The sequence below is a fragment of the Williamsia sp. z71 genome (assembly GCF_059553375.1).
Window position 1 is genome coordinate 29,156 of sequence record NZ_JCANWX010000006.1, and the last position, 18,928, is coordinate 48,083.

Sequence of the window (18,928 nt, forward strand, 5' to 3'; positions counted from 1 at the left end):
CGCACCTATCGTCGGGTACCCGTCCCATGCTGCACTGCGACCGCAAAGGCCGCAATCCGTTCGATCAAATCGTCGAAGAACAGGTCCGGATCGGTGGTTGTCGCGATCTCGGCGTTGACCGGACGATTCCAGAAGCCACGTTCGTCGGCGACCGTGGTGCCGCGGGTCAGTGTTCCGTCGATCTCGACGTCGACACAGGCCAGGCGGGTACCGGTGACCGACGGATCGAGCGCGACCGCTGCGGCGAACGGATCGTGCATGTGCGCGATGTAACCCTCGGATTGCGCCTCATGGAACTCGAAATAGAACCTGACCGCATCCACGAGATGGCGGACGATCACGTTGTCGGCCACGGATCGGGTGCCGGGTTCGTCGTCGGGCCCCGGCTGCTCGACCGGGCTGGATTCGGCCAGCGCAGCCAATCGTCCGAGATGGTCGGGTGTCATCCGGATGGTCTCGGTCAGGTCGAGAGGACAGATGATCGGACGCGGGGCCCCGTCCTGACCGAAGGCGGCGAAAACCTCTTTGGCGGCCTCGGGGTCCACGGCGATGTTCCACTCGGTGGTCGGGGTGGTGTTTCCGCTCTGGTGGAACACCCCTCCCATGATGACCAGGCGTCGAAGCCTGCTCGGCAGCAACGGATCCCGCCGGATGGCCAGGGCCAGATTGGTCAGCGGGCCGGTCACCAGACCCACGTAGTCGCCGGGACTCTCGGCCGTCAGTTCGATCCAGGCGTCAGCGGCATCCCGGTGGGACTGCGTGGACGTCGCGACCGGCAGTTCGGCGTATCCGATGCCCATGGGGCCATGGGTGTCCTCGGTGGTCATCAACGGCGCCTCGAGTGGCCCGTCGGCGCCCACGCACACCTCGATGTCGTCGCGGCCGCAGAGCTGCAGCCAGGCCAGATTGTTGGCGCAGACCACATCGGTCGGGACATTGCCCCCGGTGGACAACACGGCCCGGACATCTGCCGACGGGTGCGCAAGGAGATAGAGCAGGGCCAGGGAATCGTCGATTCCGGTGTCGCAGTCGAAGATGAGGGGCACTGAAATCACCGTTCGACCCTAGCTGGGGAGAACGCCGAGCCGACCGCGGTACCGGGAACCCGCCGGCGCGGCCCTGTTCAGGACCCATCGAGACTGTTAATCTGATCACGGACGTTTCCCCTTTGGGTCCCTGTTGCTCGTCGAGAGGATGTTCGATGACCATCGCAGAATCCGGCCCCCAGGTGCGCGCAGTCCCGCCCGGTGAGGGCGAAGACTCGCTGATCAACAACGCCGCCAGCGACATCGAACTGGTTCCGCCGGACTCGATCACCGCCGAGCAGACCGGCCACTTCACCTTTCTCCCGATCAACGGGGCCGCCTTTGTGATGCAGGTGATGCACCCGGTCATCGGGGACGTCGTCGGCAAGTACTCGGTGTTCCGGACCGATCCGGCAGGCCGTGCGATCCGTTCCATCGATTCGGTTCTGCGCTGGGTCTACGGCGGTGAAGAGGCGATCGCCGAGGGTCACCGCCTCCGCAAGATGCATCAGCCGCTGCGGATGAAGAACGCCCAGGGCAAGCACATCAGCGCGCTGAACCCGGAGGCCTACCAGTGGGTGATCGCCACCGCGTTCCCGACAACACTCGCCGCCGGACCTCTGCTGATCGGCCGTGATTTCACCGAGGACGAGAAGCTCGAGATCCTGCGGGACAACCGGCGGATCGCCAAGATCGTGCAGGTCCCGATGAGGGGCTACCCCGAGACGATCGGGGAGTTCAACGAATACTTCGACGACTTCGTCAACAACAAACTCGTCGCCCACGAGGTGGCACTGACACTGATCAAGCAGATGCGCGAAGCGCCGCCCCTTCCGGACTCTGTACCGAAAAGCCTGCGGCCGGCCACCCGGGCACTGGCGAAGTTCGCCGGCAAGCCCCTGCAAGACCTGAACTACCTGACGACCGTTGGTGTGATGGACCCCAGGGTTCGGGAGATCCTCGGCCTGACCTGGAGCAACAAGGAACAACGCGACCTCGAGCGGATACACAAGGTGATCCGGGGGTCCTACCAGGTACTCCCGGAACGGCTGACCTACTTCCCGCTGGCCTACCACGCCCGCCGCCACCATGCCTCGATCCAGGCCATGAAGAGGCGGGAAAACGCCGGGGCGGCCTACCAGGTGCGCGCACGTCAGTCCTGATTCAGTAGATCCCTCGTCAATTCGAGTTGGCCCAGGTGTTGGGCCAACTCGCGTTGCAGATGCAGCAGAACCCACTCGGGGGATGCGGTCGCGGCCTCGGTGCGGGTGGATCCCGCCGCAGACCGATCGCGGATGCCTTCGTCGATCGCGATCGCAACCCATCCCGGTAGCCGGGCACGCACTGCGTCGACCCGCTCGATCAACTCTTCGACCGCTCCGGTGGCGAGGAACTCGGCGTCGCGATCGCGCGGGATCCTCAGACCCGCGATGACCGAACCCGCCCAGTACTCGATGACGCCGACACAGTGAAAGACGATGGCGTATGGACTGTTCGCGCCCGGCAACGCCGGTCTGGTGTTGGCGCGATCGTCACCGAGCGCTTTCAGGATCGACACCATCGATTCCAGCGTCTCGCCGCAGACGGACAACATCGCCGCGCCGAGCGGATTGATCTCCGGTGTTTTCACCGTCAACCAATTACCACGGATACGGTTCGAAGTCCTTCAGGAAGCAGCCGTACAGATCCACACCGGCTTCGCCCTGCACGATGGGGTCGTAGACGCGGGCGGCGCCGTCGACCAGATCCAGTGGCGCGCGGAAGCCTTCTTCGGCCAGTCGCATCTTGCTCGTGTGCGGGCGTTCGTCGGTGATCCAGCCGGTGTCGACCGCGGTCACCAGGATGCCGTCCTGATAGAGCTCGCCGGCACTGGTGCGGGTCAGCATGTTCAGGGCTGCCTTGGCCATGTTGGTGTGGGGATGCCCCGGACCCTTGTATCCGCGGGAGAAGATGCCCTCCATCGCCGACACGTTCACCACATATTTGCGCCGGAACGGCGACGCCTTCAGCGCCGGGGTCAGCCGGGACAGCAGGATGAACGGCGCCACACTGTTGCAGAGCTGTACCTCGAGCAATTCCAGCGGATCCACCTGGTCGACGGTCTCGACCCAACTGTTGCTGTCGACCAGGTCGGGGAGCAGCCCGCCGGCGTCGATCGCCGTACCGTCCGCGATTCGCGCGGGAGCCGAAGAACCTGCGGTCATGGCCAGTGCGGCGAGCGCCTGGGCGGCGGCGTCACTGTCGCCGCCCGAGGCCAGCGCATGTGGATGCAGTTCGCTGCTGTCGCCCATCGTCAGCAGCGGCACCGTCGCAGCCGAACCGGTCAGTGGGGCGAGCTCGGCGTCGGCCAGGGAGCTGTACGCGCCAGGGGAGCGGCGGACGGTCTGCGCGGCGTTGTTGATCAGGATGTCGAGTGGTCCCTGGGCGGCAACCGAGTCGGCCAGGGAAACGACCTGCGCCGGGTCACGCAGATCGATCCCGACGACGTTGAGGCGGTGCAGCCACTGATCGGAGTCGGGTTGGCGGGCGAACCGTCGCGCGGCATCGCGGGGGAAACGGGTCGTGATGGTCAGTTCTGCGCCGTCACGCAGCAACATCAGGGCGATGTACATGCCGATCTTGGCGCGTCCACCGGTGAGCAGTGCCCGACGACCGGTGAGGTCGGCGTGCTGCTCGCGCTTGTGCCGATTCGACGTCGCACATTCGGGGCAGAGCTGGTGGTGGAAGGCGTCGACCCGGGTGTATTCGACTTTGCAGATGTAACAGTTCTGCGGGCGGATCAGAGTTCCGGCGCTCGTGCCGGGAGCGCCGGTCAGCGGCAGACCCGCGGTTTCGTCGTCGATTCGGTCCGGTGATCCGGTTGCCGTGGCCGCCAACACTTTTCGGTCCGCATCCGAACGGATCTGATTACGCTCCCGGCGACGGTTGCGTTTGGCGTGCTTGAACATCTGCGCCACCGCACGCTGCACCGCGACCGAGTCCGGATGCTGCGCATCGAGCTCGGTGACCTGATCGAGGACGCGGCGGAAGACCGCCATGTCGGCGGCGTCAATGGATTCGGTGGGTACGTCGTGCACGGTTAGCCAGTGTAGTGGCCGCGTCATAGTGCCTCGGACCATCAACCGACCACCCATGTCCGTCGAGCAACAAAAAATCCCCGACCAGAAGGTCGGGGATTTCTTATGGGTGTCCGAGGGGGGACTTGAACCCCCACGTCCGTTAATAGGACACTAGCACCTCAAGCTAGCGCGTCTGCCATTCCGCCACTCGGACTCGTTTCGCTCTGTCAGAAACCTCTCTGTCAGCGCTGGACAACATTAACCGACTCTGAGCCCGCAACCCAAATCGCCTGTACAGAGCCGTTTTGTTCGCAGATTTGCTACGAATGGATCCATGGATGTCACCACCATCGTATGCCGGACCTGTGCGGTGGAACAGTCCGCGCAATTACCCGAGATCTGCCGCATCTGTGCGGACGAACGCCAATATGTTCCGCCGCACGGACAGCAGTGGACCACGATCGGCGAGTTGGCCTCCGAAGGACAACGCGTGGTGGTCACCGAACTGGAACCCGGCTTGCTGGGGCTGTCCACCTCACCCGGGGTCGGCATCGGTCAACACAGCAAACTCGTGTGCACCGATGCCGGCACCCTGCTCTGGGATCCGATCGGCTTCATCGACGACGCGGCGCTCGAAGCGGTCCGGGCCGCGGGAACGCCGGCGGCCATCGCGGCCAGTCATCCACACATGTTCGGGGTACAGGTGGAATGGTCGCGGGCGCTGGGCGGCGTACCGGTCCTGGTGGCCCGATCCGACCTCGAGTGGGTCACCCGCCCCGATCCGGTCATCGAACCGTGGAGCGGGGACCTCACGGTCCTTCCCGGGGTCACCCTGAGTCAGCCCGGCGGTCATTTCCCGGGCAGCGCTGTCGCTCACTGGGAAGCCGGCGCCGGTGGTCGAGGAGTGATGCTCAGCGGGGACACCGTGCTGCCCAATCCCGATCGCCGCAGCGTCGGCTTCATGCGCAGCTACCCCAACCGCATCCCACTGTCCGCCGCGGTGGTCGAGCGCATCACCACCTCGCTGTGCCGGTTCGATTTCGATCGGCTGTACGGAAACTTCGCCGACTACCTCGACAATGACGCCCCGGCGATCGTCCGGTCGTCGGCGGACCGCCACATCGGCTGGGTGAGAGGCGATTTCGACCATCTGACCTGAACCGGACCCGGAAAACCGGGTCGGACCCGGCGGGCCGGGCCGTCTCGCCCGGACATCGGGGCAGGCACTGGTGGTGATAGGAATGTGCAGGTGAACCCCAACGCGCCTGCCGCCACCGAAGAAGTGGTCGACCTCGTCAGCCGGCTCATCCAGTTCGACACCAGCAACACCGGTGAACTGGCCACCACCAAGGGCGAGGCCGAGTGCGCCCGGTGGGTGCAGCAGAAGCTGGAAGAGGCCGGCTACGAGACCGAGTATGTCGAGTCCGGACAACCCGGCCGTGGCAACGTGTTCGCGACATTGCCCGGGGCCGATCGCAGCCGGGGCAAGCTGCTCCTGCATTCGCATCTCGACGTCGTGCCCGCCCAAGCCGAGGACTGGAGTGTGCACCCGTTCTCCGGAGCCATCGAGGACGGATACGTCTGGGGCCGCGGCGCGATCGACATGAAGGACATGGTCGGCATGGCGCTGGCGCTGGCGCGTCAGTTCAAGCGGGCCGGCACCACGCCGCCGCGCGACATCGTCTTCGCTTTCCTCGCCGATGAGGAGGCCGGCGGTAAGTGGGGTTCGCACTGGCTCGTCGACCACCGGCCCGACCTGTTCGAGGGTGTCACCGAGGCCGTCGGCGAGGTGGGCGGATTCTCGTTGACCGTCGATCGCCCAGACGGCAGCCAGAAGCGTCTCTACCTGGTGGAAACCGCGGAGAAGGGGCTGGGGTGGATGCGATTGACGGCGACGGCCACCGCCGGGCACGGCTCGTTCCTCAATGACGACAATGCCGTGACGATCCTCGCCGAAGCCGTGGCCAGACTCGGCAGACATCAGTTCCCGCTGGTGATGACCGAGTCGGTCTCGCAGTTCCTGGCAGCGGTCTCCGAGGAGAGCGGACTGTCGCTGAACCCGGACACGCCGGATCTGGAGACCGCGCTGTTCAAGATCGGCACCATCGCCCGGATCATCGGGGCAACGCTGCGCGACACCGCCAACCCGACCATGCTCTCGGCCGGTTACAAGGCGAACGTCATCCCGCAGACCGCCACCGCGGTGGTCGATTGCCGGGTGTTGCCCGGACGCCAGGCCGCGTTCGAGGCCGAGGTGGACGAATTGATCGGACCCAACGTCACCCGTGAATGGATCACCAAACTCGACTCGTACGAGACGACGTTCGACGGCCATCTCGTCGATGCGATGAACGATGCGATTCTCGCGCACGACCCACAGGGCCGGACCGTCCCATACATGCTCTCCGGCGGCACCGACGCAAAAGCCTTTGCCCGCTTGGGGATTCGTTGCTTCGGCTTTGCGCCCCTGAAGTTGCCGACCGAACTCGATTTCGCCGCACTGTTTCACGGCATCGACGAACGGGTACCGGTGGAGTCGTTGCTGTTCGGGACCGAGGTGCTCGAGCACTTCCTGATGCACAGCTGAGACCGCGGCGCGCGGTTTCGGCGCGCCGACGATGAACGTCCCGGCCACATCCCCGGTCCACCTCGAGCATGATGGTGGGGCCACCTACGGAAAGGACGCGAACAACGATGTCGAGGTACAACCCGTACGACGCACTGCCGAAGCTTCCCGGCTTCACCCTGACCTCCGAGAGCATCACCGACGGAGCCGCCCTGGAGAATCCCCAGGTGTCGGGAATCATGGGAGCCGGTGGTGAGGACATCTCACCTCAGCTGACCTGGTCCGGTTTCCCGCCGGAGACCAAGAGCTTTGCCGTCACCGTCTACGATCCCGAGGCGCCCACCGCATCGGGCTTCTGGCATTGGGCCGTCGCCGACATCCCGGTCTCGGTCACCTCACTCGCCGCCGGCGTGGGCGATGGTGCCGAGGGCTCGTTGCCGTCCGGGGCCGTTGCCCTCAACAACGATGCGTCCGTGCCGCGATTCATCGGTGCCGCACCGCCTCCCGGGCACGGCACGCATTACTACTACACCGTGGTGCACGCGGTGGACGTGGAGAGCCTGGAACTGCCCGACGGCGCAACCCCGGCGTACCTCGGGTTCAACCTGTTCAGCCACGCGATCGCACGCGCGATCATCACGAACACCTACGAGCGCTAGCGACGCACCCGCCGCGCCGTTCCCGGGTCAGCGCCCGGGGGCGGCGCTGCCCACCGCTTCGGCGATGGAGTGATAACCGGCGGCACGCACCCGCTGGGCCAGTCCCTGATGAATCAGCTTGACCCACAACGGGCCACCGTAGATGAAGCCCGTGTATGCCTGGATCAGCGAGGCGCCCGCGCAGATCCGTTCCCAGGCCTGGTCGACGGTTTCGATACCGCCGACGCTGATCAGGGTGATCTGTCCGCCGACGCGGCCGTAGAGGCGCCGCAGCACCTCGAGGGAGCGATCGGCCAGCGGTGCTCCGGAAAGTCCGCCGGCACCGATGCTCTCGATCTCGGATGCCGGCGTGGTCAGACCTTCGCGGCTGATCGTGGTGTTCGTGCAGACGATGCCGGCGAGCCCCAATTCGACAGCGAGATCGGCGATCTGATCGATGTCGTCGTCGGCCAGATCGGGGGCGATCTTCACCAGGACCGGAATCTCGACGGCCTCGGTCACCGCGGACAACAACGGGCGCAGCGACGAGACCGCCTGCAGATCGCGGAGTCCGGGGGTGTTGGGCGAACTCACATTCACCACGAGGAAGTCGGCCAGGGGACCGAGCAGACGGGCACTGATCAGGTAGTCCTCGATCGCGTCCTGCGGTTCGACCACCTTGGTCTTGCCGATGTTGGCGCCGATCGGGACCAGCGATGACGTCGCCTTGCGATGGCGCAACTGGTTGGCGGCGGCACCGGCACCATGGTTGTTGAAGCCCATCCGGTTGATCAGCGCCCGGTCGGCGGGCAGGCGGAACAACCGCGGAGCCGGGTTGCCGGGTTGGGCCTGCCCGGTGACGGTGCCGATCTCGGCAAACCCGAATCCCAGCGCGCCCCAGGCGTCGATCGCCTCGGCATTCTTGTCGAATCCGGCCGCGAGTCCGAGCGGCGCGGGGAACTCGAGCCCGAAGACCTGCGACCGCAGCACCGGGTCGTCCGTCACGAGCATCCGCCGGGCGATGATGCGCAGCGGCTTGAACCGGCCGGTCCACGAGATGGCCTTCGCCGCGATCGTGTGGATCCGCTCGGGCGGAATCAGGAACATCAGGGTCAGAAGCCACCGGTACAGCCGGCGGTAGACAGTAGCGATCACGCGCTCATTCCAGTATCGGGTTCATCGGGGGTTGCCGGTCGCGGACGGCGACGGCGCAGCAGCACCTTGCGGCTGCCATCGGGGTAGAGCCGGACCCGGGACAGTTCCCAACCGCCGAACTCGGCTTGGATCGACAAGCGCATGGAGGCGGTTACCCGGGTCACATCTGGCGGGAGGCGCAACGGGACGTATTCGTAGTCGTCGGTCGACATATCCCATTCGCGTGGAAATCCACGGCTGCGCGTGCCTGCCAAGGTCTCAGCTCACCTCACTGCTGATCGGGGTTGATGATCTGCAGTCCACCACCATCGGCGGACAGCAGATACACCGTGCCGGTCTCGGGGTCGACCACCATCGAGTTGGCCTGCGGTACGGTCTCGAACTGCTTGACCTCGACCGGGGTTCCGGTGGCGAGCTCGAACGCCGTGACCTTGTTGTTTCCGGTGGTCGCCACCCACGCCAGGTTGCGGGTGTCGTCGTAGTCTACGGCGTAGGGCCCGAAGGCCACGGGATGCCGGAACTTGTTCACGAGCGGGTCGCCGTAGAACCCGAGGACCTCGCCACCCTTGGTGTCGGTGGTCAGGAACCGGCCGTAGTGGTCGACAGTGAGGTTCGTCGCACCGTCGCCCGAGCGCAGTGACACGCCCAGATCGCGGTCGTCGACGTCGACCTCGGTCACCGACGACTGCGCGCGGTCGAGGACGACGACCTGCCCGTCGTGTTCGGCGATCGCGTCGACCCGGACGAATCCGGTGATCGTGTCGACTACCTTGCCGTCGGCATCGACGACCATCAGGCTGCCCTTGTCGGTACCGACGAGGGTCTGGCCGTCCGAGGTCACGATCGCGGACACCGGATTGCCGGGGACGTCTGTGCGGACCGTGTCACCGGTCGCCGAATCGACGGTCAGAAGAGCACCCGGGATCAGCACCTGGAGCTTGCCGTCCTGGAAGGTTCCGAAGCCGGTTGCCTTGTCGCTCAACCCAACTGTGCGTGAGGGCTGCGCTCCGGGAGTCAGGCCACCGGTGGGGTAGAACAGGACCGAGCGGCCGTCGTCGGCGAGTAGCGCCAATTGGTCGGTCCCGGGGCACAGGGCCATCGCGGTACCGGCGTTCGGCACCGGCACCACAGTGCCCGCCGGCGGGGTGGCCGGATCGGCTGCGGGTGCGGCGATCGGGGTCTGGGGAGCGATGGTCGGAACATCGGGGGTGTCACCCGAATCTGAGCATCCCGACAACACCAGCGCGGCGGCCGCCATCGCTACGAACAGAGATTTACCGCGCACATTCATGCCACCCATCTTGCTTGTTCGCCCGGCGCGCCATGCCACGGGGGCGGCGGTGTCGCAACTCGAGGAGTCGACGGAGGTTTCCCGTAGCATCTGCCCCCGTGAGTGACACCATGACATGGGCCCAATCGATAGTCCTTGGGGCCGTACAGGGATTGACCGAGTTCCTGCCGATTTCTTCCTCCGGTCACCTGCGCATTGTTTCCGAGATCTGGTTCGGCGAAGACGCCGGTGCGTCGTTCACCGCGGTGACGCAGCTGGGTACCGAAGCCGCCGTGCTGGTGTTCTTCGCGAAGGACATCGTGCGCATCATCGCGGCGTGGTTCCGGGGGATGTTCAACAAGGACGCCCGCGACCTCGACTACCGGATGGGCTGGTATGTGATCATCGCCACGATCCCGATCGGTGTCCTCGGCGTGCTGTTCAAAGACGAGATCCGGACCGGTGCCCGCAATCTCTGGCTGGTGGCGAGCATGCTGATCATCTTCTCCGTGGTGATCGCCGCAGCGGAGAAGTTGGGCCGGAAAGAACGTCCCATCGAAAAACTCACCACCCGTGACGGGATCGTCATGGGCCTGGCCCAGTGTCTGGCACTGATCCCCGGAGTCTCGCGTTCCGGCGCCACCGCCAGCGCGGGCCTGTTCCTCGGTCTCAAACGTGAAGCTGCGGTGCGTTTCTCATTCCTGTTGGCAATTCCTGCGGTGACCGCATCGGGACTGTTCAGCCTGCCCGACGCATTCAATCCCACCGGCGACGGCATGGAGTCGTCCGGCATGCAACTGCTGGTCGCCACCCTGGTCGCATTCGTGGTCGGTTATGCCGCCATCGCCTGGTTGCTGAAGTTCGTGGCGAACCATTCGCTGTACTGGTTCGTCGGCTACCGCGTGCTCCTGGGCCTGCTCGTGTTCGGGTTGCTCGCCGGCGGCGTGATCAGCGCAACATGATTTTTTGGCGCAGGGCTGTGACGTGCGACGACGCGCTCGCGCCGAGTCGGGTAACCGCTCCGGCGCATAAGGTATGACACGTGACGGTCATATTGCTTCGACACGGACGATCAACGGCGAACACCTCGGGTGTGCTGGCCGGCCGCTCGGCATCGGTGGGACTCGATGATCACGGTCGCTCCCAATCCGCCGGTCTGATCGAACGGTTCGGCGGCCTGCAGAGCCCGGTGGCGGTCGTCCGCTCACCGCTGCTGCGCTGTGAGCAGACCGTGGCGCCGCTGGTGGACCATTTTGGTTGCCCCGAGATCGTGGACGAGCGGCTGGTAGAGGTCGACTACGGCCAGTGGACCGGACGATCGATCAAGGAACTGCTCTCGGAACCGCTGTGGCGGGTGGTGCAGCAGCAGCCGTCCGCGGCCATCTTCCCCGACGGGGAGGGGCTGGCTCAGGTCCAGGCCAGGGCCGTGTCCGCGATCCGGGAACTCGACGCACGCTTCTCCGGTGAAGACGGATCCGGCATCTGGATTGCGTGCACGCACGGTGATGTCATCAAGGCGATCCTCGCCGACGCGATGGGCATGCACCTCGACTCGTTCCAGCGGATCGTCGTCGAACCGGCGTCCGCCAGCGTGGTCCGGTACAGCGTGGCGCGACCGTACGTGCATGCGGTCAACTGCACCTCGACCCTCCCGTCGATCCCGGCGCAGCCGAAGCAGTCCGAGAAGTCCGAGAAGTCCGGGCACAGTCACCCCGACGATGCCGTCGTCGGCGGTTCCACCGGGACCTGAGCGCGCGATGTCGCCACCGTCGCGACACCAACCGGCAACGCCTTGGGCGAACCCGCCCCGATTGGGGATAATCAATTTCAGGAGAACGGAGGTGCCATGGCCAGAGCGATACACGTCTTCCGCAGCCCGGACCGTTTCATAGCCGGAACGGTCGGCCAGCCCGGTGACCGGACCTTCTATCTGCAAGCCATCCACGAGACGCGGGTCATCAGCGTCATGCTCGAAAAGCAGCAGGTCCAGATCCTCGCCGATCGGATCGGTGCGCTGCTCGAAGAGGTGCACCGCCGGTTCGGGACACCATTGCCTGCCGAGCTGGCCCGGGTCGAAGACCTCAGCCCGCTGCTGATGCCCGTCGACGCCGAGTTCCGGGTGGGCACCATGGGCCTGGGCTGGGACTCCGAATCGGAGGCGGTCGTGGTCGAGTTGCTCGCCATCACCGAGGGTGAGTTCGACGAGAGTGTTGTGCTCGACGACACCGAAGAGGGACCCGACGCGGTCCGGGTGTTCCTCAGCACCGGTGCGGCCCGGGAGTTCGCCGCCCGTTCCAGCCGCGTCATCTCGGCCGGTCGTGAGCCGTGTCCGCTGTGCGGCGATCCGCTCGATTCGACCGGGCACATCTGCGTCCGGACCAACGGATACCACCGCGAGGCCACGTTCGGCCCGTCACTCGAGTTCGTCGACCCCGATCTGTTCAACGATCCGACCCTGCTCGACGAGGACGATCCCGACGACCCCTCCGGTCCGGATGCCGGTGACGAGTCCGGCCGGTGACAGCAAGCACGCCGACCGGTGACCGGCCTGTTGATGTGGCGCACATCCTGGCCACCGGTGAACTCGAACTGATCGGGCAGATCCGCAACGCCAGCAACGCCACACTCGTCTGCGATGCCGTCCTGGGTGACGAGCAGGTCCGGTGTGTGTACAAGCCGGTCCGTGGGGAACAGCCGCTCTGGGACTTCCCGGACGGCACCCTGGCCGGACGCGAGGTGGCCTCGTATCTGGTGTCCGACGCGCTCGGCTGGTCGGTGGTCCCGACGACGCTGCTGCGCGACGGACCGTTCGGTCCGGGGATGGTGCAGCGGTGGATCGATACGCCCGAACCCGCCGACGGGTTGCCGACCCGCCTCGATCTGGTGGACCTGTGCTCACCGGACCTGGTGCCCGAGGGCTGGAAGCTGATCCTGTCCGCCGTGGACTCCCGCGGGGAAGAGGTGGTGCTGGTCCACGCCGACGATCCGCGATTGCAGCGGATGGCGGTCCTGGACATCCTCATCAACAACGCCGACCGCAAGGGGGGACACGTCCTCGAGGGCCTCGACGGCCAGGTATACGGCGTCGACCACGGCATCTGCATGCACACCCAGGACAAACTCCGGACCGTCCTGTGGGGATGGGCCGCCGAATCCATCCCGGCGCATCTGCTCGAGGATGTCGTCGGCCTGCTCGAGACGCTGCGCAGCGAGGACTCGCCGTTGCGCGACCAGCTCGCCGAATTGATCACACCCGCCGAGGTGGCAGCGCTCATCAACCGCACCGCCGAGATGGTCGAACGACCCGTGATGCCCCAGGCCGATCGGTCGCGGCCCATCCCGTGGCCCGCTTTCTGACCCGTTCTTCTCGGCCCCGAGAGCGCGGCCCCGTGCTGCGCCCATAAGGTGGACCTCATGCAGTCGTGGTCTGAAACCGTTGTTCCCGTTGTTCCCGGTCAAGGACCGGCATTGAGGCTCTTTGACACCTCTGACCGGCAGATCCGCCCGGTGGTGCCCGGTAAGACTGCGACGATGTATGTCTGTGGCATCACGCCTTACGACGCAACGCATCTCGGGCACGCTGCCACCTACCTCACCTTCGATCTGGTCAATCGCCTCTGGCGCGATCTCGGACACGATGTGCACTACGTCCAGAACATCACCGACGTCGACGACCCGCTGTTCGAACGGGCGCAGCGCGACGGTATCGACTGGGTCGACCTGGGATCGCGTGAGACCGATCTGTTCCGCGAGGACATGGCGGCGCTGCGGGTGTTGCCACCGCGCGACTACATCGGTGCCGTGGAATCGATCGACGAGGTGGTCGAGGTCGTCGGCAAGCTCCTGGCCTCCGGCGCCGCCTACATCGTCGACGACGAGCAATACCCCGACGTCTACTTCCGCGTCGACGCCACCGAGCAGTTCGGATACGAGTCGGGTTACGACCTGCCGACCATGCAGCGGTTCTTCGCCGAACGTGGCGGCGACCCGGATCGGCCCGGCAAGCGCAACCCGCTCGACGCGTTGCTCTGGCGGGCCGCGCGCGAAGGTGAGCCGTCGTGGGACTCGCCGCACGGACCCGGTCGGCCCGGCTGGCACATCGAGTGCACGGCAATCGCTTTGAACCGGATCGGCGCCGGATTCGATGTCCAGGGCGGCGGCAGCGATCTGATCTTTCCGCATCACGAGTTCTCCGCTGCCCACGGCGAGGCTCTGACCGGAGCCCGCCGGTTCGCCAAGCATTACGTCCACACCGGCATGATCGGTCTCGACGGCGAGAAGATGTCGAAGTCGAAGGGCAACCTGGTCTTCGTCTCCAAGCTGCGGGCCGCCGATGTCGACCCCGGTGCCATCCGCCTCGGTCTGTTCGCCGAGCACTACCGCACCGACCGGCCCTGGACCGATGAGGTACTGGCCGAGGCGGTGGCCCGGCTGGAACTCTGGCGCAACGCCGCCGCCTGCGAGTCCGGCCCCGATGCCCAGCCGACCATCGAGCGACTGCGTCAGCATCTGACCGACGACCTCGACACCCCCAAAGCACTTGTCGCGATTGACGCCTGGGCCCACGACACATTGGGCGGACTCGGCAAGGTGCCTTCTGCGCCCGCCGACGTGGCCGATGCCGTTGACGCGCTCCTCGGTGTACGCATCGCTCCGCTTGGGTAAGGTTCCACATCGTGGCCAAAGCTCAAGAGATCGATCCCGGTACAGCTGTGGGTGTGTGGGCAGTGACCACGCGGACGTCGACCTACCTACTCGATTTCGGTGAGATGACCCTGCTTCGCGCACCGGGCGTGGGCAGCGACGGTGACGAGGCCTGGGCGGTGAGTCAGCTCCGCCGGGATTCCGAGGACATCCCCTTGCTCGGCGTGAAGGCATGCCGGGTCGGCGAGTCCGCGCAGTTCTGGGTCCGGGCCGCCGAGGACCCCGACGTTCGAACCTGGCGCATCACAACACCTGTCGTGTCGATCGAACGGATCTCCTGACCGCCCTGACCCCGCCCCGATTCACGTGGCCGGGTCACGTCCAGATATGGATCCCGCCGTCGCGGACCTCGGCTTGATAGACCGGTAGGGCTTCGATGTCGGTGCCGTTGGTGCAACTGCCGTCCTCGAAAGAGAACGTGTACTGGTGCAGCGGGCACATCACCTTGGTGGCGTCGGTCTGACCGTCGGCGATCGGGCCACCCCGGTGTGGGCAACGGGCACCCAGGGCGCGGACGGAACCGTCGGCCATCAGGAACACCGCAACCTGTTGTCCGTCAACCACATAGGTTCGCCCCTCACCGACCGTCAGATCGGTGATCGAACCAACCTGCGTCGCCTCCGGCTTCGTCTCCGTCATCGGACCGGCACCAGGGGGAGCTCGATCAGCGGCAACGAGGGCGTGAATTGTGCGGGCGACTTCGGTTCGAGCCGTTCCTTCCACGGATCGGTGTAGGCCGCCGCCGAGGCGCAGATGCGTTCGAACAATCCGTCCACCAAGCCATCCCGGTCGTCGACGAGAATGGCCCGTAGCTCCTCGATGCCGACGCGCGGCACCCAGGCGTAGGTGCGTTCGAGCCACTTGGCCTGTTCGCGGTAGTACTGGATGAACACCCCGCAGATGCGGAGGACCTCGTCGACGCCCACCGCCGTGGTGAGCAGGTCTCCCTTGCGGATGTGGGCGCCGGCCGCACCGCCGACGTAGATCTCCCAGCGGCCGTCACCGACCGCGACCACCCCGAAGTCCTTGCACAGTGCCTCGGCGCAGTTCCGGGGACATCCGGTGACCGCGAGTTTCAGTTTCGCCGGGGTTTCCAGGCCCTGGTATTTCTCCTCGATCGCGATGCCCAGGGCGGTCGAGTCGTCCAGGCCGAAGCGACAGAAGTCGAGGCCCACACAGGTTTTGACCGTCCGGAAACTCTTGCCGTACGCGTACCCGGACGGCATGTCGAGATCTGCCCAGACCTTGGGTAGATCTTCTTTGCGGATGCCGAGCAGATCGATCCGTTGCCCCCCGGTGACCTTCACCATCGGGATGTTGTATTTGTCTGCCACATCGGCGATCCGGCGCAATTGCGCGGGATTGGTGACGCCGCCCTTCATCTGGGGGACCACCGAGAAGGTGCCGTCGCGCTGGATGTTGGCGTGGACGCGGTCGTTGATGAACAGTGCGCCGCGTTCGTCCTCCCAGTCGGCGTCCCAGATGATCCGGAGCAGCGACGCCAGCGGCATCTTGGCGGTCACCTCGTCACCGTCGGGGGACAGCGCACCGATCACCGCCGACACCGACCGCAGGTTCAGCTCCCGAATCCGCGCGATCAGTTCGGGTTTGGCCAGCGGGATCGACGGCACGTACCAGTCCGCGGACGGGTCCAAGGCGAGTTCGCCGCCCGCAGCGCAGGCCACGATGTCGCCGACCAATCCCTTGCAGGAACCGCAGCCCTTGCCGGCCCTGGTTTTCGCCACGACCTCTCCGACGGTCGTGGCCCCGGCGTGGACACAGGCGACGATGTCGCCCTTGGTGACTCCGTTGCAGTTGCAGACCTGAACATCGTCGGCGAGTTCGGCGGCACCGGTTTGCGCACTGGGCGTACCCATGTCGAAGAGCATGCTGATGCGCTCGTCGGGGAGCGCCACCTTCTCGTCGAAGGCCTGCGTCAGGAAGTTGACCTTGCTGATGTCGCCGAGCAGCATCGCCCCGATCAGCTTGTTGTCGCGGACGACCACCGACTTGTAGGTGCCACTGCGCGGTTCGTAGAACTGGACGAACTCGTCGGTGTCACGCTCGGGTCCCTTGACGCCCATCGCCGCGACGTCGACTCCGGCGACCTTGAGCTTCGTCGTCAATCGCGACCCGTGGTACGCCGCCTCCGGGTTCGACCCCGTCAGGACATCTGCCAGGACACCGGCCTGCTCCCACAGCGGGGCCACCAGGCCGTAGACCTCGCCCCGGTGCTGGCAGCATTCGCCGACCGCGTAGATGGCACCCTCGTCTTCACACCGCATCTGGTCGTCGACGACGATTCCACGTTCGATGACCAGACCCGCGGCCCGGGCGAGCTCGACGTTGGGCCGGATTCCGGCGGTCACGATGATCATGTCGCCGGGCAGACTGGTGCCATCGTTGAAGCCGACCCCGGCGACCGCGCCGTCTTCGGCACGGAGTACCGCGGTGGTCCGCTTCGAGGTGTACACACCCACCCCGAGTTCTTCGATCTTGTTCCGTAGAACGCGCCCGCCGCGCTCGTCGAGTTGCTGGTTCATCAGATGACCGGGGGAGTGCACCACATCGACGTCGATGCCCTGGGTCCGCAACCCGTACGCGGCCTCGAGTCCGAGCAGGCCACCGCCGATGACGACGGCGCGGATCCCCTCGCGGGACAGCGCCATCTGCAACATGCCGTTGGTGTCCTCGATGGTGCGGAACCCGAACACCCCGCGCGCCAGCCTGCCGTCGGCCTCTCGCAGGCCGTCCATGTTCGGGAAGAAAGTGTTGGAGCCGGTGGCGATCACCAGCACGTCGTAACCGATGGTGCGGCCGCTCTCGCAGGTGACGATCTTGGCGAACCGGTCGACGGCGACGGCACGGTCGCCGGCGTAGAGCCGGACGTCGTTCTCGCGGTACCAGGCCATCGGATTGAGCATCAGGTCGTCGTCGTCGATCGAACTCTCCCCGGCCAGCACATGCGAGAGCATGATCCGGTTGTAGTTGCCGTACGGTTCGTCGCCGATCATGGTGATCTCGAACTGCGACCCACCGCCGCGCTGCAAGATTTCCTCGACGGTGCGGGCTCCGGCCATGCCGTTGCCGACCACCACCAGACGACGGCGCTGCTGTGTCGCCGACATCAGAACTGCACGAACCCGAAGTCGACGACGATTTCCCCGGTGCATCCTTCGGGCGCGGCGAACACCAACTCCAGGACACTGTCCGGGTCGACGTCCTCGACCACGCGCAGCGGCACGTTCACCGACGCCTTGGCGCCCATCGGGAACCACCGCATGGGTTGCTGATCACGCAGCAGTGTCACGTAGACGAGTTCGTCACTGCTGTTGCCGCCGCGGAAATACAGCGGCTGGACGGTCATGCCGGCCGGAACCTGGTAGGTCAGTGACGGATCCAAGGGGGCTGTCTTGGTCAGACCGCTACCGGTGAAAGAAAAGACACCCTGCAGGAACTTCGGTGTACTGGACATGCCGTCACTAAACGTGAACTCGATGAACCAGCACTTTCGACGGGGTTACGAGTCCATTGTCAGGATCTCACCGCGTTCACAGCAGGTCGGTGATCACGCCTTCGCGGAACGAACCGTCATGCACCGAAGCTCCCGCCGGGGCCACGTCTGCGCAGGTAGCGCTCGAATTCTGCGGCCAGCGCGTCGCCGTCGATCTTCGAGAGTGTTTCGTCGACACTGACCTCGGCGTCGCCGCGTTCTTCGAGTCCGCGCACGTAATCGGAGATCTCGTCGTCGTCTTCGGTCATCTCGGTGACCGCCCGCTCCCACTCCTCGGCCTGTTCCGGCAACTCGCCGAGCGGGACCTCCACGTCGAGGACCTCTTCGAGTTGACTGAGCAACGCCGCCGATGCCTTCGGGTTGGGTGGCGTCGAGACGTAGTGGGGTACCGCGGCCCAGAACGAGATGGCCGGGATACCCGCCGCGACACAGGCGTCCTGCAGGACACCGGTGATCCCGGTCGGACCCTCGTAGCGGCTCTCCTCGAGCTTGAACTGCTTGGCCGATTCGGCGCTGTACGCGGCGCCGGTCACCGGGACCGGCCGGGTATGCGGCGTGTCGGCCAGAAGTGCGGCAAGGATCACCACCGTCTCGACCTCGAGTTCTCGCGCGATGTCGAGGATTTCGCCACAGAAACCGCGCCATCGCATGTTCGGCTCGATGCCGCGCAGCAGGACGATATCTCTGTCCGAACCGGGCGGCGTACAGTACGAGATCGAGGTGGTCGGCCAATCGATCCTTCGGGTGACTCCGTCGATCTGCTTGATCGTGGGTCTGTTCACCTGAAAGTCGTAGTAGTCGTCTGAATCGATTTCGGCGAGCGGTACTGCGTCCCAGACCAGTTCCAGGTGCTCCACGGCTCCACTGGCCGCATCGCCGGCGTCATTCCAACCCTCAAAGGCAGCAACCAGCGTGGGGCGGCGCAACTGTGGGAGGCTTGCGCTCTGCTCGGCGTTCACCGAACCAGCCTACGACCGAACCCCAATTGAGAGCGAAC

The 18,928-nt window shown here is 65.6% G+C and carries 20 protein-coding genes and 1 tRNA gene; 10 read left to right on the top strand and 11 right to left on the bottom strand.

The window, feature by feature from the left end; genetic code table 11:
• Window positions 1-5 precede the first annotated feature (5 nt).
• A complete protein-coding gene (locus AC51GR_RS15315; protein ID WP_496325869.1) occupies window positions 6-1,046 on the bottom strand; it encodes a nucleoside hydrolase in 1,041 nt (346 codons plus the stop codon).
• Between the two features lie 155 nt (window positions 1,047-1,201).
• Between AC51GR_RS15315 and AC51GR_RS15320 the strand changes: the two genes are divergently transcribed.
• Window positions 1,202-2,188, top strand: a complete 987-nt coding sequence (locus AC51GR_RS15320) for an oxygenase MpaB family protein (protein WP_496325500.1) — start codon at window positions 1,202-1,204, stop codon at window positions 2,186-2,188.
• On the opposite strand, the gene AC51GR_RS15325 is transcribed toward AC51GR_RS15320, so the two are convergent.
• The 3 genes from AC51GR_RS15325 to AC51GR_RS15335 all read right to left on the bottom strand — a co-directional run bounded on the left by AC51GR_RS15325 (window position 2,179) and on the right by AC51GR_RS15335 (window position 4,298).
• The gene (locus AC51GR_RS15325; protein WP_496325870.1) at window positions 2,179-2,655 is read right to left on the bottom strand and encodes a DinB family protein; all 477 of its coding nucleotides are present in this window, start codon (window positions 2,653-2,655) and stop codon (window positions 2,179-2,181) included. The two genes, AC51GR_RS15320 and AC51GR_RS15325, sit on opposite strands and share 10 nt — an antisense overlap.
• 10 nt (window positions 2,656-2,665) lie before the next feature.
• Complete coding sequence (locus tag AC51GR_RS15330; RefSeq protein WP_496325501.1) at window positions 2,666-4,129, bottom strand: SDR family NAD(P)-dependent oxidoreductase; 1,464 nt, start codon at window positions 4,127-4,129, stop codon at window positions 2,666-2,668.
• An 83-nt stretch (window positions 4,130-4,212) separates the two neighbouring features.
• Window positions 4,213-4,298, bottom strand: a tRNA-Leu gene (locus AC51GR_RS15335).
• 120 nt (window positions 4,299-4,418) lie between these two features.
• Here AC51GR_RS15335 and AC51GR_RS15340 point away from each other — a divergent pair.
• The 3 genes from AC51GR_RS15340 (at window position 4,419) to AC51GR_RS15350 (ending at window position 7,309) form a co-directional block, all read left to right on the top strand.
• Window positions 4,419-5,243, top strand: coding sequence for an MBL fold metallo-hydrolase (locus tag AC51GR_RS15340; RefSeq protein WP_496325502.1), 825 nt, complete (start codon window positions 4,419-4,421; stop codon window positions 5,241-5,243).
• A 90-nt stretch (window positions 5,244-5,333) separates the two neighbouring features.
• The gene (locus AC51GR_RS15345) at window positions 5,334-6,671 is read left to right on the top strand and encodes a M20/M25/M40 family metallo-hydrolase (RefSeq protein WP_496325503.1); all 1,338 of its coding nucleotides are present in this window, start codon (window positions 5,334-5,336) and stop codon (window positions 6,669-6,671) included.
• A gap of 107 nt (window positions 6,672-6,778) precedes the next feature.
• Window positions 6,779-7,309, top strand: coding sequence for a YbhB/YbcL family Raf kinase inhibitor-like protein (locus AC51GR_RS15350; RefSeq protein ID WP_496325504.1), 531 nt, complete (start codon window positions 6,779-6,781; stop codon window positions 7,307-7,309).
• 27 nt (window positions 7,310-7,336) lie between these two features.
• On the opposite strand, the gene AC51GR_RS15355 is transcribed toward AC51GR_RS15350, so the two are convergent.
• Genes AC51GR_RS15355 through AC51GR_RS15365 form a run of 3 tightly spaced genes read right to left on the bottom strand, consistent with a single transcriptional unit; the run spans window position 7,337 to window position 9,734 of the window.
• Window positions 7,337-8,419 (bottom strand): quinone-dependent dihydroorotate dehydrogenase, encoded by a 1,083-nt coding sequence (locus tag AC51GR_RS15355; protein WP_496325871.1) that lies wholly within the window; start codon window positions 8,417-8,419, stop codon window positions 7,337-7,339.
• A 20-nt stretch (window positions 8,420-8,439) separates the two neighbouring features.
• Window positions 8,440-8,655 carry a DUF5703 family protein gene (locus AC51GR_RS15360; RefSeq protein ID WP_496325872.1) on the bottom strand — a complete coding sequence of 72 codons (216 nt, stop codon included), beginning with the start codon at window positions 8,653-8,655 and terminating at the stop codon, window positions 8,440-8,442.
• A gap of 56 nt (window positions 8,656-8,711) precedes the next feature.
• Window positions 8,712-9,734: a YncE family protein gene (locus AC51GR_RS15365; protein WP_496325505.1), complete on the bottom strand. Its 1,023-nt coding sequence runs from the start codon at window positions 9,732-9,734 to the stop codon at window positions 8,712-8,714.
• A gap of 98 nt (window positions 9,735-9,832) precedes the next feature.
• Here AC51GR_RS15365 and AC51GR_RS15370 point away from each other — a divergent pair, with 98 nt between their 5' ends.
• From AC51GR_RS15370 to AC51GR_RS15395, 6 genes are all read left to right on the top strand, one after another.
• Window positions 9,833-10,675 (top strand): undecaprenyl-diphosphate phosphatase, encoded by an 843-nt coding sequence (locus tag AC51GR_RS15370; protein ID WP_496325506.1) that lies wholly within the window; start codon window positions 9,833-9,835, stop codon window positions 10,673-10,675.
• An 80-nt stretch (window positions 10,676-10,755) separates the two neighbouring features.
• Window positions 10,756-11,463: a histidine phosphatase family protein gene (locus AC51GR_RS15375; RefSeq protein ID WP_496325507.1), complete on the top strand. Its 708-nt coding sequence runs from the start codon at window positions 10,756-10,758 to the stop codon at window positions 11,461-11,463.
• 96 nt (window positions 11,464-11,559) lie between these two features.
• Window positions 11,560-12,234, top strand: coding sequence for a DUF3090 domain-containing protein (locus AC51GR_RS15380; RefSeq protein ID WP_496325508.1), 675 nt, complete (start codon window positions 11,560-11,562; stop codon window positions 12,232-12,234).
• Complete coding sequence (locus AC51GR_RS15385) at window positions 12,231-13,070, top strand: SCO1664 family protein (RefSeq protein ID WP_496325509.1); 840 nt, start codon at window positions 12,231-12,233, stop codon at window positions 13,068-13,070. Before AC51GR_RS15380 ends, AC51GR_RS15385 begins: the two co-directional genes overlap by 4 nt.
• Window positions 13,071-13,127: 57 nt before the next feature.
• Window positions 13,128-14,378, top strand: a complete 1,251-nt coding sequence (mshC, locus tag AC51GR_RS15390) for a cysteine--1-D-myo-inosityl 2-amino-2-deoxy-alpha-D-glucopyranoside ligase (RefSeq protein WP_496325510.1) — start codon at window positions 13,128-13,130, stop codon at window positions 14,376-14,378.
• Window positions 14,379-14,389: 11 nt separating this feature from the next.
• Window positions 14,390-14,698 (top strand): hypothetical protein, encoded by a 309-nt coding sequence (locus AC51GR_RS15395; RefSeq protein WP_496325511.1) that lies wholly within the window; start codon window positions 14,390-14,392, stop codon window positions 14,696-14,698.
• A gap of 34 nt (window positions 14,699-14,732) precedes the next feature.
• Here AC51GR_RS15395 and AC51GR_RS15400 read toward each other — a convergent pair whose 3' ends face one another.
• From AC51GR_RS15400 to AC51GR_RS15415, 4 genes are all read right to left on the bottom strand, one after another.
• On the bottom strand, window positions 14,733-15,056 hold the full coding sequence (locus AC51GR_RS15400; RefSeq protein WP_496325512.1) for a Rieske (2Fe-2S) protein: 324 nt from the start codon (window positions 15,054-15,056) through the stop codon (window positions 14,733-14,735).
• Window positions 15,053-17,545 carry a nitrite reductase large subunit NirB gene (nirB, locus tag AC51GR_RS15405; RefSeq protein ID WP_496325513.1) on the bottom strand — a complete coding sequence of 831 codons (2,493 nt, stop codon included), beginning with the start codon at window positions 17,543-17,545 and terminating at the stop codon, window positions 15,053-15,055. The genes AC51GR_RS15400 and nirB overlap by 4 nt, the downstream gene beginning before the upstream one ends.
• The gene (locus AC51GR_RS15410; protein ID WP_496325514.1) at window positions 17,545-17,892 is read right to left on the bottom strand and encodes a molybdopterin oxidoreductase; all 348 of its coding nucleotides are present in this window, start codon (window positions 17,890-17,892) and stop codon (window positions 17,545-17,547) included. Before AC51GR_RS15410 ends, nirB begins: the two co-directional genes overlap by 1 nt.
• 116 nt (window positions 17,893-18,008) lie before the next feature.
• On the bottom strand, window positions 18,009-18,890 hold the full coding sequence (locus AC51GR_RS15415; RefSeq protein WP_496325515.1) for a PAC2 family protein: 882 nt from the start codon (window positions 18,888-18,890) through the stop codon (window positions 18,009-18,011).
• Window positions 18,891-18,928: the final 38 nt, after the last annotated feature.